The sequence below is a fragment of the Planktothrix sp. PLAVEN19ND genome (assembly GCF_057220675.1).
This window is the reverse complement of record NZ_JBXVTP010000002.1, coordinates 68614-85945: the sequence shown is the minus strand read 5'-3', so window position 1 is coordinate 85945 and position 17332 is coordinate 68614. Positions and strand designations below refer to the sequence as shown.

Sequence of the window (17332 nt, the reverse complement as noted above, 5' to 3'; positions counted from 1 at the left end):
TGCCTTACAATTCCAGGTCATTTGCCTCAAAATTGGAATACCCCAAAGGATTTTTTATCCCATTATTAAATTGAGGGTTAGGATGGGATGCCGTTTCTGTCCAAGGGGTATCTGCTAAGTTCAAATCTCCCTCAAAAACGTTTTCTTGATAGCCATCTGCAAACCTATCGGGTACACCATAAGGCTTTGATTGCTGATTATTGTCATAGCCATTATTGCTATAACCAGATTCATTGGGATCGATATTGTTGGAGTTGTTCATAACAGGAATCTATAGGGTGAATGAAATTTATACCTTACTTTAACGACCCATATTGATTAGATCTTTCAGCCGATAGGAGTAATTAAAATCCCGCCTATCGGCGGATTCACAACGTAAAACCCTATTAGGAGTTGACTTGTGAACTATTCCCATCTCGTTTTAGTTGTAGATAAAGAAGTTAATCGCTGGCGACAACGGATATTTTGTCAGATTCATCAGTGTCGCAAAGAAACAACAAAATTTAAGTTATTACGAAATTGGCAGAAAAATATTGAATAATGGAAAATACATCTTTTGTGGAGACAATTCTATATCAGAAAGTTAAAGAAACTCCGCCTTATTCTTGGTTCCCATCTTCTCCTCAACTAATCAAAATAATGCTGGAAGAAGCACAGATTACCCCAGGATTATATGGTTTAGAACCGACGGCAGGAGATGGAGTTTTAGCTGAAGCAATGGTTCAAGCGGGTGCAATTGTAGATGTGATTGAAATTGACCTTCTATTGCGCCAGATTCTTTTTCAAAAAGGATTTAATTTAGTCGGGAGTGATTTCTTAACATCTCAACCTCAACGCCAATACAACCGAATTTTAATGAATCCTCCCTTTTCTACTTATAAAGTTCGGGGAATTGATTTAGATATGATTCAACGCGCATATCACCTGTTTTTAGCATCTTCTGGTCGGTTGGTTAGCGTTGTCAGTAATTCAATGAATATCAAAAACGATGAGCGATCGCAAACTTTCCGAGGATTTCTTAAACAAACGAAAGCCAACGTGATCAAACTCCCTTTAGAAATTTTTTGGGGTACTCTTCGTCCGGTTACTGTTGAAACTTACCTCATTGTAATTGATAAAGCTTCTGAAGTCTAATTTGTTACCCTTTTCTTATCCACCACCTGCTTATGAACTATAACTTTATTACTAATGATGATCAGCTTAAAAAGGCTTTATTTCCTTTAATGAAAGCTCCTGTTCTGGCTATTGATACTGAAACAACAGGACTAGATCCATTCATAGATCGGATTTGCCTGATTCAAATTGCTGTTCCTCAACACCCGATTCTAATTATTGATTTAACTGCTATGGGAACGAGAGGGTGTCAACTTTTAAAAAAACTCCTCAATAGCCGTGCGCTGAAAATTTTCCAAAATGCTAAGTTTGATTGGAAAATGCTAGAAATGGCAAATCTCCGTCCATCAGGGCCTTTTTTTGATGTGATGTTAGCCAGTCAAGTATTACGTTCAGGACTTAAGAAAGAGCATGATCTTCAATCTTTAGCTTGGGAATTTTTAAAGATTAAACTTGATAAAAGTTTACAGTTTAGTAATTTTGCGGGTAAACTTTCAAATGCTCAGTTAGAATATGCTGCATTAGATGCGGCTGTCTTACTGAAACTAAAAACTCGACTGCATTCTAAACTTCAAAATGCAGGATTATTAGAAACGGCTCAAATCGAGTTTGATGCGTTGCCCGCCGTTGCCCAAATGGAACTGAATGGAATGCGACTTGATGCAATAGCATGGCAGCAGGTAGGTTCTGAGTTAAAAGCTCAAGAACAGAGGGTATTAACTCAATTAATCAATGCGGGTTTAAAGCCAGCCCCGAGCCCCCAACTTTCTCTATTTCCAGAATTAACAGAAACGCTTAATCCTCGTTCTACTTCCCAAGTTTTACAAGCTCTTCGTGCCCTTAATATTCCGGTTCAATCAACCCGTAAAAATGAATTAATTCCTAAAGCTCGTGAATATCCCATTCTACAATTTCTCCTCAACTATCGAAAGTTAGCGTCTTTGTGTTCTAACTTTGTGGAAGCTTTGCCTAAACATATTCATCCCAAAACAGGGAGAATTCACCCCAGTTATCGGCAGTGCGGAGCGCGTTCAGGTCGCTTTAGTTGTCAACAACCTAATCTACAAAATATTCCCAGAAATTGTACCGCTCAAGGAATGCGAACCTGCTTTATTTCAGCACCAGGCTATCAAATTATTAAAGCAGATTATAGCCAAATTGAACTTAGAATTGTTGCTGAAATATCGAGCGATCGCCGGATGTTAAATGCCTACTCTAAAGGGGAGGATTTACACGCTTTAACGGCATCTTTAATTACAGGGAAATTGTTAGAGCAAATTACGCCTGAAGATCGGCAAATTGCTAAATCTGTAAATTTTGGCTTAATTTATGGAATGGGGGCAGCTAAATTGCAAGCTTATGCTGAGGAAAAATATGATGTTTTGTTGACGTTGGAGGAAGCTAAACTTTTTAGAAAAAGGTTTTTTACGGCTTATCAAGGCGTTAAGAATTGGCATGAGCAAGTGAGGAAAACGGTGTATGCTCAAGGACAAAGAGAGATTCGCACCATTGGCGGACGTCGAAGACGATGGGCCTCTAAACCCCGTCTGTGTGAGTTGCTTAATCATCCGGTTCAAGGTACTTCAGCCGATTTGTTGAAAGTGGCGATCGCTCGTTTGTTTGAGGTTTTACCGGATACAGAAGCTAAGTTGATTGGTGTAGTCCATGATGAAATTCTCTTAGAATGTCCCCAACAAACCCTTAAAAAAACAACTCTTCTTCTTAAAAAAGTGATGATTGAGGCAGGGCAACAATATTTGCAGCAAGTTCCGATTGAAGTGGACGTGAAAACTGCCTTGAGTTGGGGTTAAGGACAGTAAAGATCTAAATTGGAAAAGGAACATGGTGGAAAATTTTCCACTATGTTTCCCACCCACAAAAATCGTCCCTCAATCATATTTTTCCGCAGGTTCCGGTTTCGTTAATTCCGTAGAGCATCAGTTGGCTTTTAGGGCAGTAAATCTTCACTCTCCAGACTAAACGCTCCCAATTTGAATCTAGCAAATAATAACCGCTTTCAGGCTCAATGGCAACACACCAATTATAATGGGTTTCAAGCAAACGATTCCGAATTTTTTCAAAGTGTTTATAGCATCGTTGATCCAAATCTTTTTTTTCAGATTCCCTTCTGTTGATTTCTTCAGGTGTAAAGGAATCGAAATCAAAAATCCGAGACATAGCACGAGCAGTACGTTTGGCAACTAGAGGAGCCATATCGGTAACGAGTAAGATGTTGGGACACTTCTAAGCTGTTAATTACCCAAATTGTTGAGGCGATCTAAGCCAGTAATGGGTTTCAGCCTCTAAAATATGCAGTTTAAATGCTGAACAGCTTATTATAAACTTAAAGAAGACAATTTATTTGTTACTGTCGTCTATCATGAATGGTTTATTATCGATAATAAAGAAGTTTTAGCCGGAGATTAACTCTCAATTACTTCGTTAAGTATTGATTGTAATTCTGACTGATAAGTCCTAGCTCCAGATTTAATCTTATGGCTCAAATTCTTCCTAAATTTACAATCAAACCGGGCTATCAACCTCAATCTCAAGATACAACACCAGAAGTTGATTTATTAGGATTCTGGCTATTAAAACAACGAACACCCGAACAGCGACTGTTGATGGGAAGCTCGATGAACCAAAATGCTCGTCGCTTTGCCATTAACTGCTTCCGCCAACGCTTTTTTGATTTACAGCGGTTCCCGCTGTAATGGGATACACTAAAGTAATAACAAAAATATGATTTGTAAATGAAAGCATTCTCAATAGATTTCCGGCAAAAAATAGTGACAGCACATCTGGTGGAAAATCTATCCATTAGAAAAGTAGCAGCTAAATTCTCTGTCAGTAAAAGTTTAGTCCAAAAACTGGTAAAACAACAACGAGTTGATGGAAATTTACAACCCAAGAAACCCGGGAAACCACAGTTTAGCCATCTCAAAAATGCTGAAGCAGATTTAAGAATAATGGTAGCCGACAATCCTGATGCAACTTTACTGGAATTTTGCGAATTATTTGCAGCCAAGACAGGGAATTGGGTCAGTCGAAGTGCTATGTCTGCCTGTTTACAAAAATTAGGATTAAATCGTAAAAAAAAACAATGCGGAGTAGCCAAGCTGCCACAGAAAGAGTTCAAAAGTTAAGATTAGATTACTGGGAAAAAGTCAAAGATATAGATCCTATCAACTTAGTATTTCTGGATGAAACTGGCGTGATGCTAGGATTGGCAAGAACTCATGCCCGCTCACAACGAGGAACAAGAGTATACGATTTAAAACCTTTTTATCGAGGGTCAAAAGTAACGGCTATTGGAGCAATTAGTATTAAAAAAGTCCTAGCATTGATGACGATGGACAATTCCATGGACGGAAAAGCTTTTGAAGTATTTGTTAAGAAATTTTTAGTTCCTGAATTGTGGCCAGGAGCCGTAGTAGTAATGGATAACTTACCAGCCCATAAACTAGCTTCAGTTACAACTATGATTGAAGCTGTTGGTGCTAAAATTCTTTGTTTATCACCCTATTCTCCTGATTTTAACCCCATTGAATTATGGTGGTCTCAACTTAAGTCTTTCTTACGAAGGTTGGCTCCAACTACAGCAGAAATGGTTGATACCCTAATTGCCGTTGCACTCCATTTAGTCAATCCTCAACATTTAAGAAATTGGTTTGCTAATTGCTGTTACTGTACCTCATAACAGCGGGAACCGCTGTAAAAGAACCAGAATTTGCTCAAAAACTCGCCCAAGCTTGGTTAGCAGAAGATTGTCCACAAAATTATATTCCCACCGGAGATGAAATGACTTGGGTTCAAGATTCCATTAGTCTGGCTGAAATTCTCCACCCAATTTTTGAATCCCTTATTAGGGGTCGAGGGGGGCTTTACAACCCCCGACTCCCATTCAGAACCGTGCTTGCGACTTTCACCGCACACGGCTCCTAGTCCAGTTGTCTGTTATCATCAGGGCATCTGGTTTTCTTTTGAGTTGTAAGACCCATCAGTTGCGGTTTTAATATCGTGACAGTGGCGATGTAATAGTTGTAGGTTCTTATATTCGTCTTTCCCGCCTAAAGATGTGGGATGAATATGGTCGATTTCTACAACATCTTCTGGAGTAAAATATTGTCCACAGAGGTTACATTTGCCTTTTTGCTTTTTGAGCAAAATTGCTACTCGCTTGGGTACATCATAAGATGTTCCTTTTCTTGTACTCCAGTAAGTCCAGTTTCCGTCATAAGGTGATGCTTCAGGTCTTATAGTTACATGACGGGTAATAGGTGTTTCTGCATGAGTTAATAATTTAAAACCATCTTTGGTTTCAAAACTCCATGTTCTATTTCCGTTTCTTTTGTAATACTTACTGAGTTTCTTGTAACTTGCTTTACCGCATCTGCTGACTGTCCATGCTCTTAATCTTTGCCATGTAATATTATCTAAGGAGGAGAATGTTTCTTTGGAAACAACTTTGGAATGGTAATTACACCATCCTCTGATTACAGGATTCAGTCTTTTGATTAATGCGTATTGGGGTGCGGTTTTGTGGGTTTTAATCACTTCCTTCACCTTATCCGCGTGAGCTTTCATTGCCTTCTTACGTGGTTTTGCCTTTTGGTATTTACTCAGATTTTGAGCTAGTTCTAACCGTTGTTTGGGTGTAATGGATTTAATTCCATCAACCCCGGCTGTCTTCTTGCCTTGATTGTCTTGAGTTACCTTTCTAATCGCTAGAAGTTTGGCGTAATATGACTTAACTAGAAGTTTTTGAAGTTTTCGAGCCTTAGCATTTTGTCCCGATAATGATGCCTGGTAAATTCTCTTTTGAAGCTTAAATACTACCCGTTGAACTTTCGCCCAATTGATAGAATTCCATGCAACCGTAGTCTTGGTTATACTCGTTTTCACCGTTTTAACTGCTAATTGAAACCTTACCTAACAACTAAACCGGAATCTATCAGCATATCCTAAACATTACATCTAGGCTTTAGCTTCTGACTCCATCTCTCACCCTCATAACATACGCTTTAGATTTGTAGCTACCTAACAGTATTCAACCTCTGTAGGAGTGTATTAGGGATTTTAACGTTCCTTGAAAATGGGATTATTGCCTTTAGAATCATCCTATCTGCCGGGGTACTTTCGGGAGTCTAAGTAAGTGTTTATATCAGGAACCTTACCTTTATAGATGATTTTTGGAAATCTCTACTTTTCCCCTTGTTCTTTTGAACGCAGCGTGTCAAGTCAATTTCGCTACTTAATAATTACGACAGTTCAAGCCGAATGTTCACTTTCGTTATTCTTATGCAATTGGCTAGAGAAATTGCTTAGATATTTGACTTATCTCCGTTTTCCCGTTATTCCCAGCTTCAGTGTGTTGATAATCAGTCTGGCACTGTGGGAATTGCCGAATCTCTTTGGATTTGGCTACCGTATTTAATGTTCGGAAAGCCGCACCATTGACTCCGAGATTAACCCTCCTTTATGGTTACATCTTCAAAGTTAAGACAGGTTTATTTGGATTTATTATTGGGTTGATACCCATTAACCAATTGCCTAACCTATCTCCCTGCTTGCATTTCGGTTTTTACACCTAATTTTGGCAGGAACGTCTCGCACAATATCCCTTATTATATTACAGGCGGGGTTGCTGCTATTGCTTATGGAGAAGTCCGCACAACCCGTGATTTAGATATTGTCATCTCAATTATTCCTCAATATTTAAGTGCATTAATTTTAGAATTAGAACAAGTGGGCTTTTATGTTTCCGGTGTAGATGATGTGGTTTCTGGTCGAATGCAAACCTTGCAAATTACTCATATTGAAACCATTTCCCGGGCTGATTTAATCATAGCCGAAGATTCAGAATTTGAGCGTCTGAAGTTTGAACGACGGCAACAATATCAAATTCCTACAGGTGCAACAGTTTTTCTCGCCTCACCTGAATATCTAATCCTTAATAAATTGTCTGGGCGAAAGTTTAAGTCTTCCGAAAAACAATGGCGAGATGTATTGGGGATATTAAAAGTACAAGGAGATTTTTTAGATACAGTTTACCTCAATAACCAAGCTAAATCTCTGGATTTAGTTGAGGATTTAAACCGAGCTTTAATTGAAGCCGGACTTGAAGAAATAAGCGCCAAAACTTAAGTGTTAAATTCTGAATTAGGATAATTTTAAGTTAAGGGATAACTGCCCTGGGGAAATATTTCCTCGGCTGCGACGATGACAAGTCAGATGGCAACTTGTACATAACGGAACCAAATTTTCTAAACGATTATCAGCCGGGTTATGATTCCAGTGATGGACTTGCAGTGTATAAGCTCGGCGGTGTAGCTTAATCAAATCGGATAAAGGTTCGCCAGGTTTTATACAGAATAAACCACATTTTTGACATTGCCAATTGGCTGCTTCTTTAACTGCCAATGCCAGTTCCTTCCAATTTTCAGGATAACGCTCTGAAGCCATGAATAGATTGATGGATTTGCTGAAAACCGAGTTTAATTTTAACACTGAATTGTCTAGTTTGCCAAGGGGTCACCAACTGTAGTGTCAGTCAGCATTGACTGAAAAATGCTCTTCTAATCTTATTGATTAATCAGATCACAATCAAAGGATTCCTATCAAACCGATTATGATCAAGATATCGATTTTAAACAATCCCCATCAATCATGCTGGACGTTAATCAAATACAATCCATCGCTCAATCTTATTCCCCTCAAGAACTCTTTGCCGCTTTGGTTTGGCAGCGTCGTTTTAATCAATTTGATGGTCAAGAAGTGATTCATGACCTCTGCGTTCATCAAGGGTTATGGGCTAGTTTTCTATTTACCAAACCGATTTTTGCTCCTGATGAAGACGGTTTAAGCTTTGGCGGGTTGGTAGATACACTGCTGGCAATGGCTAATTATCGCCCTATGCCTGAAACCAGTATCATTCATTTTATTCCCTATCCAGCCGATACCCTTTATTTGCTCACCCAAAACCAAGACGTAACTGTATCAAAACTTTTGGACTTGGGTAAAAAATGGCGAGCCGATGTTGTAGAAGTTTGTGATGCTTCTGATCAACAATTAGAATTGCGGCTGAAAAAAGCACTCTGGAGTCCCGATTTTCCCAGTCGAACAGATGCCGTGATTATTTCCTATTGGTGGGATTAAAAGTTAACTTATTTATTTCAATACCCTGGACAGTTTTTGAGTAAAAGCCTAGAACCCTTATTCTACCGTTAGCGATGGGCTCCGCCCAGCCGAAGGCTATCGCAAACTGTCCGAAGTGTTGCTGTATAAGGAACCGGGACAAATTTAAACAACATAGTGGAAAATTTTCCACTATGTTCGGTTTGATTCATTTCGTTCAGTGAGGCGATCGCTTAAAATGGCGAGTATACTTAATCCCAAATAATTAAACTGTCAACGAACTATCCCACTTGTCCTCTCTACCCGATGCCGACTCCACTGTAACAACCGTAGACCCCAAAACCCTCAAACCCCATCCCCGCTACCTAAAAATCTATGGTCGGATGAACATCGAGGAATTGGTCGAACAAATTCAATTGTCCAATTGGATTAACCCCATTCTCATCACCCCAAAACAGATTATTGTTAGTGGTCATCGACGCTGGCAAGCTGCCTTACAATTAAAGTGGAACGCCGTTCCCGTCGAAATTCGAGCCTTTCCCAACCGGCTGTCAGAACTCGAAGCCCTCCTGAGTGAAAATCTCGCCCGACCCAAAACCCGGGAACAAAAAGTTCGAGAAGCCAACTCCTGGAAAGAAATTGAATCGGCGCGCGCCAAACAACGCCAGGAAGCCGGACTGAAAATTGATGAACCCGACAACCTTATGGATATATTTTCAGAAGGTAGGAAGGGTACCACCCGTGATTTAGTTGCTGCTAAGGTCGGTTTGGGTTCGGGTGTCACCTATACCAAAGCTGCCAAAGTTGTGGCTCAGATTGATTGGGAAATCAAAGCCGGAAACGAAGAATGGGCTGATGCTTGGCGTTCAATTCTCAACACCGTCAGTATTCAAGCGGCTTATTCCTTACTGAAACTGCCTCGAAAACAACAAAAACAAATCTTAGATTTAATTGCCACAGGTCAAGCTCGGACTCCCAAAGAAGCTGCCCTGTTGTTGGCAGAAGAAGCCAGTCTCGATGACCCCCGCTTATTTGTATCGGGCGACTTTGCCGTTGTCAACATTGACCCGAACTTAACCTTTGCTCCCTCGGACAATCGCTGGAATGGGTATTGGGGAAGGGTGGAAGGCACAGGAACTTCTGGGTTAATTGTGCTGAACTTGGGGAGTGAAATGCTGCAATTTTACAGTCGAGATTTAGTAGAAATTGATGAGCCTAGTGATGAATTATTACAGGTCGCTTCCAAAGTGCTGCGACTGCGGAGTTTAGACTTAGATGAACTGGAAATCGCCTTGCTGGATGTGTTGCAACAGCGTGTAGAATTTACGCCTCGACAACTGCTGTATCTGGAATATTTGGAAAAAGTTTTAACGTTACCTCGGCTTTCCGGGTCTTAATTTCTCAACCCGTGTGAAAACAGCCTTCCCCAAGAGAGGAAAGCTGTGTTGCTTGCGGAGTAATCCCTTAAGGAAGTTAGGTTAAGATAATACCTATTCTCTGACGCTTAGTTTTTCATTTGAAATTGGCGTTTGAAGGGGGAATGAAAACCAATCATAATATCTGAAGTGGGTACACCCATCTCGACATTATCTCATTCAGGATTAATCGTTTTGAGTCTGCAAATAGGCACTTAGATCTTCCAAAGAGTTAAAATTTAGGACAGCTATACTTAAGCCTTCAAGTTGTTCAATCGATAGTGCCTGCACCTGGGTTTGTATCTCTGGCGGTAGCCCATTTGCGAGTAAAGAAAAATCTTGTAATTTATGGTAGAGTTGATTAAGAATAATAGCCAGAGCCGCTTCTTTACGAACGGTAAGCCTCGTTTGAGTAATCAACGCTTTGATATCGCCATTGAAGGCAATCTCTTGGGCAGCAATACTCGCTTCTTCAACAATCCTATTGCCCAGACGAATATTATGACAAGCATCCCACTCCGTTTCTGCCGTCAACTCGGTTTCATAGTGGACAACAATCCAATAGCGTTTCAACTCACTCATACAACTTCACAATTTCAAGGGTTGATCTTCTAAACTCTTTAAAAGTAAGGCTAGAACATCAGTACAAAAAATACTGGTATTCAAGGAGATACGGCAATGACATCAAACCTGTTCAACGAATTTATCGACGCCGGCCCAGAAGCCAAACTAGAATTGATCGAATCCAAGCTAATCGTCGGTAATACCCTAGTTGGCAGCCGTCTGCTACTCAAACAAATTCTCACCGGATGGGGAGCGCGGGCCGCCATCGCCCTAGCCCCCATCAAACAATGGTTAGAAGCTCTCCGTCTTACCTATAATGCGCCCATTCCACCTGGATTAGACAGTACAGAAACCATCGCCACCACCTTACAAACCTGGGCAGCCAATTTCTACTACCAACCAGAAGACCTACTACCCGGCTCTAGAGGAGAAGAAAAGCACCACAATCCCATCCGTAGTTATATCAGCCACTCCTTCTGGGAAATCGCAGAAACACTAGGAGGACAATCATTCAGCCGCGATTTTGTCATGCGCCTAGGCAACAATGGCTTCACCCCAGACATCCTATTATTTTTAGGGCCACCGCGCAACACACTTAGAGAATACTACCTCGAAGGGCCAGCCGAAATGGTACTCGAAGTGCTGCGACCCGGACATGAATACGCAGACCGCATCATCAAACGAGACTATTACGCCGCAGGTGGAGTGCCAGAGTACATCATTCTCAATCCGGCCCGAAAAGAAATCGAATTTTGGCGCTTAATCGACGGAAAATACGAGCGAATGGCTCCTGACCCATCAGGATGCTACCGACCGCAGAGCGTACCGGGGTTAGTTTTTGTCCCCAACAATCTGTGGAGAGAAGATGAAGACTGGTATCGCTGGCCCCAAGACCCTCCAATTGTTTACATTGAAGGCACACAGCCAGAAGGTCGAAGACTGCGAACGGTAGAGAATGGTTTAGGTTGGGGATGTTTACCATTTAATCCGCAATTGCAGTTAGAGCCAGTACCGATTTCTTTTGAACAGTACATAGCTTGGTGTCCAGAAGCCAAGTTTGAGTTCTGGGATGGGAAACCCCAAATTGGAAGTAAAGAAGGCATTCGCAACTTAATTGGAATGTTACTGATGACATGCGGTTTAGCAGATGCTTTAAAGGTCTTGTCGCCCGTTGAGTGGGTAACAGCGTTATTAGAAACAGAAACTCTAAGCTGGCAAGATGCCCAACAGAAATCAGTTTGGTGGGATTTGGCTCGTCAAGCTGCTACCCTATTGCGTTCTAAATATGGGGTAACTCGGTTGGGAGTAATTGGAGATTTAGTCAAACCTGATGCCTTAAATTTTTGGTCAGAAATTACGCTGGTTGTTTGGGATTTACCCGGGAGGAAAGATTACGAGATTTACCAGGATTTGTCTAATTTGAGCAAGGAACCTGACATTAACTTAATTGAGGCAGATAGCAAGTATGCTACGCTGGCTCAACAGCAGGCGATTTCTCAATCCCTGGTTGAGATTTAGTTCCCGTCGATTTCTTGTGTAAGTGTTTGACCAGGAAATTGGGATAAAATCAAACCTAGATCCTATTTTTGTATTCTCAATCGCACTCCGCACTCCGCACTCTGGATAGCTGATATGAACACCCTCCCGTCTAATTCTGCTGTTGAAATTGTTCCAGCTTCTGTTGTTGGGACATTAGCTGAACGTAATGTGATGGAGGATTTATTAGCTACCAAGCGTTCTGAGAATACCCGGAAGGCTTATAATCGGGATTTAAAGGATTTCTTTTGGGCAGTAGCTCATCAAGAACCTACCGCTCAGTTAGTCATTGAGTTTTTACAGTTATCGAAGGAACAAGCCTTAAGTTTGGTATTAGGTTATAAGCAACAATTGTTATCTAAAAAGTTATCAGAAGCGACGGTGAATCGACGTTTAGCCGCGATTAAAGCGTTGGTTGCATTTGCTTATCGGATTGGGCAATGTGCTTGGACATTAGCGGAATTGAAGGGGGAGAAAGTCAAGACTTATCGGGATACCACAGGAATTCCCCCGGTGGCGTTTAAGAGGATGTTGCAAGTTCCCAATCGTCGTACAGTTAAGGGCAAACGAGATTATGCGTTATTAAGGTTGTTATGGGATAATGTCCTACGACGGGAGGAGGTGTGCCAAGCCAATCTTGAGGATTTGGATTTGGAGGGGAAGACACTCAAGATTTTGGGGAAGGGGAAGGGAACTCAGAAGGAAGCGGTAACGTTATCAAAGCCAACGGTGGAAGCTTTGCAAGATTGGTTGGTAGCTAGACGAGAATTAAAACGGTCTAAACCTTTGTTTATTGCCTTGGATAGAGCGAGTTATGGACATCGGCTGACGGGGACGGGGGTTTATAAAATTGTTAGTCAAATTGCCAGAGAAGCGGGGATTAATAAGCCGTTATCGCCTCATCGGATTCGTCATTCGGGGATAACAGCGGCATTAGAAGCAACGAATGGGGATGTGCGGAAGGTTCAGAAGTTGAGTCGCCATTCTGATTTGAATACGTTGATGATTTATGACGATAATCGCAAAAATCAGCAGGGAGAAGTCACTGATTTGTTGGCGGATTTAGTTTAATTAGATTAATTAAATAAAGCACCGAATTATTTGCTTGTAACAGCTTTCTAGTAGGAAGCATATTTTTTTCTTACACAAGAGTTTAATGGGACTTAGATATTTACCCATAGTCGGAAGTCGCCTTATACCAGTCATTAAGCTGCCATTCATGCCATTGAAGACCGGACATATTACCAATTCGATAAGATTTACATTCAATGATCCATAAACCTAATTCTTGATCTGGATTTTTTAGCCTAAAATTCTTGGCTTTGTTACTGAAGCGTCAGCTGTTATGGTGAACGGGAATCTGCTTACGTGATAATTGGTTGGGATTTCACCCACCCATCAATAGCTGTTAAAACATCTCTTTCTTGAAAAGGAATTACCTCAAATCTTCGTCGAATCACTGTTCTAAGCCTTCCCACAAAAACTGTTACTGATCGTTTTGTCGTTAGTATCTTAATCAACTCAAGCACTAAAACGTCACGAGGATCAATTAATTGAGCATCTGTCATCACAACTTCAAGGTAAAGCTGCCGCAGAAAATCTGCAGCAATGTTCACTGCATAATCCAAATTAGTATTTTCATTAGCAAGTGCTTTTAAAGCTGAAGTATAAAGTGCTTGTGGTTGCCAGCCATTGGCTTTTATGGCTTCCATCAAGATTTCAGCATCAACAATTGTGTACGTGTATCCTCTGCTTGCAAGCACTAATACCGATTTACGATAAAGAGACTCATTTGAGCTTTGCTGTACTAAACAATACTTCAGAACAACCTGTGTCCAAACTCCTGTTACACCAGAATCTGCACGACCATACCAACGCAACCACTGATCCTCAGAGTAAAGAATACGTCCGGGTTCTCCAGCAATTAGTACTGTGTCAATAAAAGCTAGGCTTATGTGTTCCGTGAGTTTGTCTCGTTCGGTTTTGTTAATATCTAATGCTCTATAACAAGGTAAAACCTGGCAATTGTCTCTAATCCAATTAATAATACGTTCAAAAAATTCTTTCTGTTGATTAATTGCCTCTGGGGAAACCTCTTGAAAAATGCCTTGATTGTCTTCTACTCCAAAGGTGGCAAATCCTTCACGTTGAAAACCTTGTGCGCTTTCAACCATCGCGTTAAATAAGTCAATTGTTGACTGAGCAATTCCAAATTTGCCTAAAAGCCTCACGACATCATCTGCAACTCCTAAATAATGAAGTGTAACTAACGAAATAGGATCGATGACCACGAGCCCTCCTCTTTGAAGGCTAATTAAAGCATCCTTAAATTTCTCATGTTCAAAGTTAGACCATGCGTGAATAAAGGGAGCAGTTCCAAAAGCTAGAATTTGCCAAAGTTCTATTGGATTACGGTTCACTAAAACAGCAACAGCACCAAAGGGGAACTTACCTGCAATATATTCAGACTTAATGAGATCGAAATGGTCTTGATGTCGCCGTAATCCTTCAATAAACTGCTGTACCCAATCACTTGAAAGGTTCTTCCCATTCATTGGGACATTAACCATCCTAAAACTCTTGATATCTGTATGGTTCTCTAAAACAGAGAAGCTTTGCTTACCTGCTGCACAATATTTATCTGTAATAGCTGCAATGCGAAGAAAATTACGACCAAAGCTATCTTCTGCTTGAACAATCTCATCACCAATATTTCTGCCAATCAAAGTTTGGTAAAGTGGTTGACCGGAATTAAGTTCATTCTGAGCAAACACTGCATCTGGGCGATCTTCAAGGATATACCACTGTTCTTTGCCAAATTCATTTTTCAAGAGGACTCCACATCCGTCTTGTACTGTCTCGAAATTTTGAATACCAGGTTGGATCTTGGTTGCTTCAAAATATGAAATCTGATAGAAAGCGTGAACCTGCCCATTATCATAGAAACGATGTCTCATCTCATAGATGATCTCAAGGAATTTATCTATTCGATTTCTAACTTTATAGAGTTGAGCAAGTTTCTTCAGAGAGTCTAGATTTAAGTTTCTGATATCTGGTTTTGAATCAAGAAATACATCTAACTTTGCATACTCCCCTGTAGCATAGTTCACTGCTGCCAGTCGCAGTTGCATCACTATATTTTTTGGAAAAGAGGTCAGATAAGTTTCACAGATGTGTCGGGCACCATTCATATCCCCAATGTCCTCGTAAATGTAGGCAGCCATTTCAGAAACGGTTTCCAGCGGACCATATTTATCGAGAAGCTGCTCACACAGATTTAATGCCTCTCTGTAATCACCTGTCAAATAATACGTTTGCAGTAGCCGCCGGGAAAGAGGAGTATCCAGACTTTTATCAACAAACTGTTCATAGATTTCGGCTGCATCGCGATAATAGTTTAATGAATAGAGAGTATCAGCGAGAAAGATTTGAGCAGGAACAGAAGATTTAGAGGCGAGAGCTGCTTTGGCTTGTCCAACTAGCGATGGAATGGTCTCCTCTGCACCAATTTGCTTTTGCCAACGCATACTTTGGATAAGCGTAAAAACGTTCTCTGGATCTTCGTTAATTAGTTGTTGAAGGACTGTTTCTGCATTATGGCGCTCGCTATGCCCTAAAAACAGGTCAAATTTCAGACGTTTAGCTTCTCGTTTGAGATCTTCAGGGCTAGTCGTTTGCAGGAATTGATCTAATATCCTTTCTGCTTCTTCATTACGGTTAAGAGCCATCAGAGAGCTAGCTGCTAATAAAGATGCCTCTGGAGTTTGAGGAGATGACAAAATCTGGCTCACATAGCTGTAAGCGCTTAAATCATCCCCTTTTTCGTGAGCTAAAAGAGCACGTTGCTTAACCAGATAATGGTCATCAGGTTCTTTTTGCTGAGCGACTTCAATGTCACGAATTGCTTCATCATACCGACCTAACAGACGTAAAGCAGATGCTCGATTAACCAGTGCAGTGAATTTCAGATGTGATAAATCACTTGGATTTACGTATTCTCCTCCTAAAACTTCAGTAAGGAGAGAAACAGCCCGCTTTAAATTATGCTTTTGGTGTTCTGAAAGCTGACCGGCAGCGATAAGTGGATAATTCTTAGCAACAGGTTCGAGTAGAGCAACAGCTAGAAAAGCTTTGATGCTGTCCATGCTCCTATCATTATTGCCCTTTAGGGCTACTTGCCACCATTCTTCTGCCTTGTCGTACAGTTTACGGTTTAGAGCTGCTTCTCCAAGTGCTACTAAAACGTCTGGGCTTTCATGATATTCAGAGGGAACTTGTTCTAATACTGACTCAATGGTTGCTGTGACTGGCGCAACTCGAATACGTAGTGAATGTGCAAAAGCACTCGCTGGGTTACGCTGCAACGCTTCCTCGATCGAAGTCTCGGCTTTGGCATAATTCTTTTGAAAGATATATCCCATTGCCGCATAAGCTATCGCTTTGTCATCTTCCCGGTTGTATTGCAATGCTTCGATAAAAATTGTCGCTGCATCGCTAATTTCATCAAGCCCTAATTTTGCCATCCCAAGGTTTGCGAGAAGACGATACTTGAGGATATCGTCTAATTGATACCACAGTTCTGCCTTCAGCCCGTTGAGATATTGAACTGCCTGATTGAATTGTCCTTGATTAATCAAGGTTTGTGCATGGTCAATACGTCTATGGCGTTCACTCGTAAGACTACCTGAGTTGCTATCTACTGCTGCTTCAACTCGTTGCCCGATCACAGCAAGCAAAGCATCGGAAGTCATCCCATATGAGATGACACCTTCAATGCGTCGTGTGGTTTCCGCATCAACTACCTTGTACTTTGCAAGAATCTCAAAAATAAATGCACTTGCATTCTGAGATGCAATAGTCTTAGCATCTGCTTGAATAGTTTCTACACTACTACTGAGCGAACGAAAGATCCAGTGTACTGTTAATGCAGGAACTCTCCCATTTGCTTCAACGGCTTCAAAAAAGCCGAATCCCACATTCTCAACGGCAACAGTATCACCATATTGGGAGCGTAAAAACTTTAAAAGCTCTGCCTGTTCATCAGCAAGTTCTTTTTCTCCAGATGCGATCGGTGCAAGAAAGACAGAAGGTGGTGAACCGATCATTCCATGAAGTGCTCTGCTGAACCAGTTAGGCTTTCTCTTTTCCGCTTTAGCTCTTTCTCGAAGTGCATAAAATGGCTTCTGTACGTCTGGTCTAGGATGAAATTCATTTTCTGCTTTTCCTGCTTCATAGCCATAGACTTTATTGGCGATCACAATGTCACCCAAAGACACATCTTTAATGCCAACCGCAGCACTGAGTAAGAAAATTACGTCAGGCTTGAAATGATTAATTGCTCTCTCAGCCTCTGAAGCTATGCTGGTATTGCTATTCTCGATTTCAACGATCGCTACTTCCCATGTTTGCTCAGGCGCAGAGAACTGCCCTAATTCATAGACTGTCCCTTTAGGATGCGTTTCCTCCTCAATATCTGTCAAATGGGCGCAGACAGACTGATAATCGTCAGAATGGGCGGTTAAGATGACTGCACGAGGCATCCTTGAATACCTTTGTATTGTTGGCTA

16 protein-coding genes and 1 pseudogene are annotated in these 17332 nt (G+C 41.1%); 11 read left to right on the top strand and 6 right to left on the bottom strand.

Features of this window, described 5'->3' with window-relative positions:
• Positions 1-4 precede the first annotated feature (4 nt).
• Positions 5-262 carry a hypothetical protein gene (locus AC2D3N_RS24435; RefSeq protein WP_083616774.1) on the bottom strand — a complete coding sequence of 86 codons (258 nt, stop codon included), beginning with the start codon at positions 260-262 and terminating at the stop codon, positions 5-7.
• Positions 263-400: 138 nt separating this feature from the next.
• Here AC2D3N_RS24435 and AC2D3N_RS24430 point away from each other — a divergent pair, with 138 nt between their 5' ends.
• Genes AC2D3N_RS24430 through AC2D3N_RS24420 form a run of 3 tightly spaced genes read left to right on the top strand, consistent with a single transcriptional unit; the run spans position 401 to position 2924 of the window.
• A complete protein-coding gene (locus AC2D3N_RS24430; protein WP_156090427.1) occupies positions 401-541 on the top strand; it encodes a hypothetical protein in 141 nt (46 codons plus the stop codon).
• A complete protein-coding gene (locus tag AC2D3N_RS24425; protein ID WP_484693797.1) occupies positions 541-1134 on the top strand; it encodes a methyltransferase in 594 nt (197 codons plus the stop codon). Before AC2D3N_RS24430 ends, AC2D3N_RS24425 begins: the two co-directional genes overlap by 1 nt.
• A gap of 32 nt (positions 1135-1166) precedes the next feature.
• Positions 1167-2924, top strand: a complete 1758-nt coding sequence (locus tag AC2D3N_RS24420) for a bifunctional 3'-5' exonuclease/DNA polymerase (RefSeq protein ID WP_484693796.1) — start codon at positions 1167-1169, stop codon at positions 2922-2924.
• Positions 2925-3006: 82 nt separating this feature from the next.
• Here AC2D3N_RS24420 and AC2D3N_RS24415 read toward each other — a convergent pair whose 3' ends face one another.
• A complete protein-coding gene (locus tag AC2D3N_RS24415) occupies positions 3007-3327 on the bottom strand; it encodes a hypothetical protein (RefSeq protein WP_484693795.1) in 321 nt (106 codons plus the stop codon).
• A 281-nt stretch (positions 3328-3608) separates the two neighbouring features.
• On the opposite strand from AC2D3N_RS24415, the gene AC2D3N_RS24410 reads away from it, so the two are divergent.
• Genes AC2D3N_RS24410 through AC2D3N_RS24400 form a run of 3 tightly spaced genes read left to right on the top strand, consistent with a single transcriptional unit; the run spans position 3609 to position 4813 of the window.
• On the top strand, positions 3609-3827 hold the full coding sequence (locus tag AC2D3N_RS24410) for a hypothetical protein (protein ID WP_484693794.1): 219 nt from the start codon (positions 3609-3611) through the stop codon (positions 3825-3827).
• A gap of 39 nt (positions 3828-3866) precedes the next feature.
• Positions 3867-4259, top strand: a complete 393-nt coding sequence (locus AC2D3N_RS24405; RefSeq protein ID WP_484692500.1) for a helix-turn-helix domain-containing protein — start codon at positions 3867-3869, stop codon at positions 4257-4259.
• The gene (locus AC2D3N_RS24400) at positions 4217-4813 is read left to right on the top strand and encodes an IS630 family transposase (protein ID WP_484692499.1); all 597 of its coding nucleotides are present in this window, start codon (positions 4217-4219) and stop codon (positions 4811-4813) included. Before AC2D3N_RS24405 ends, AC2D3N_RS24400 begins: the two co-directional genes overlap by 43 nt.
• 241 nt (positions 4814-5054) lie before the next feature.
• On the opposite strand, the pseudogene AC2D3N_RS24395 reads toward AC2D3N_RS24400, so the two are convergent.
• Positions 5055-6018: pseudogene (locus tag AC2D3N_RS24395) on the bottom strand (reverse transcriptase N-terminal domain-containing protein).
• Between the two features lie 843 nt (positions 6019-6861).
• On the opposite strand from AC2D3N_RS24395, the gene AC2D3N_RS24390 reads away from it, so the two are divergent.
• Complete coding sequence (locus AC2D3N_RS24390; protein WP_484693793.1) at positions 6862-7260, top strand: hypothetical protein; 399 nt, start codon at positions 6862-6864, stop codon at positions 7258-7260.
• 15 nt (positions 7261-7275) lie between these two features.
• Here the strand turns inward: AC2D3N_RS24390 and AC2D3N_RS24385 are convergent, their stop codons facing one another.
• Entirely contained in the window at positions 7276-7578 is a 303-nt protein-coding gene (locus tag AC2D3N_RS24385; protein WP_484693792.1) for an HNH endonuclease, read from the bottom strand.
• A gap of 204 nt (positions 7579-7782) precedes the next feature.
• Between AC2D3N_RS24385 and AC2D3N_RS24380 the strand changes: the two genes are divergently transcribed.
• Together AC2D3N_RS24380 and AC2D3N_RS24375 are read left to right on the top strand one after the other, a co-directional pair.
• Positions 7783-8271 (top strand): hypothetical protein, encoded by a 489-nt coding sequence (locus tag AC2D3N_RS24380; RefSeq protein WP_484693896.1) that lies wholly within the window; start codon positions 7783-7785, stop codon positions 8269-8271.
• 269 nt (positions 8272-8540) lie between these two features.
• A complete protein-coding gene (locus AC2D3N_RS24375) occupies positions 8541-9647 on the top strand; it encodes a ParB N-terminal domain-containing protein (protein ID WP_484693895.1) in 1107 nt (368 codons plus the stop codon).
• 204 nt (positions 9648-9851) lie between these two features.
• Here the strand turns inward: AC2D3N_RS24375 and AC2D3N_RS24370 are convergent, their stop codons facing one another.
• Positions 9852-10247, bottom strand: coding sequence for a DUF4351 domain-containing protein (locus AC2D3N_RS24370; protein WP_484693894.1), 396 nt, complete (start codon positions 10245-10247; stop codon positions 9852-9854).
• A gap of 96 nt (positions 10248-10343) precedes the next feature.
• On the opposite strand from AC2D3N_RS24370, the gene AC2D3N_RS24365 reads away from it, so the two are divergent.
• Positions 10344-11747 (top strand): Uma2 family endonuclease, encoded by a 1404-nt coding sequence (locus AC2D3N_RS24365; RefSeq protein WP_484693893.1) that lies wholly within the window; start codon positions 10344-10346, stop codon positions 11745-11747.
• Positions 11748-11861: 114 nt separating this feature from the next.
• Positions 11862-12836 (top strand): tyrosine-type recombinase/integrase, encoded by a 975-nt coding sequence (locus AC2D3N_RS24360; RefSeq protein ID WP_484693892.1) that lies wholly within the window; start codon positions 11862-11864, stop codon positions 12834-12836.
• 293 nt (positions 12837-13129) lie between these two features.
• On the opposite strand, the gene AC2D3N_RS24355 is transcribed toward AC2D3N_RS24360, so the two are convergent.
• Positions 13130-17305, bottom strand: coding sequence for a PIN domain-containing protein (locus AC2D3N_RS24355; protein ID WP_484693891.1), 4176 nt, complete (start codon positions 17303-17305; stop codon positions 13130-13132).
• Between the last annotated feature and the right edge of the window lie 27 nt (positions 17306-17332).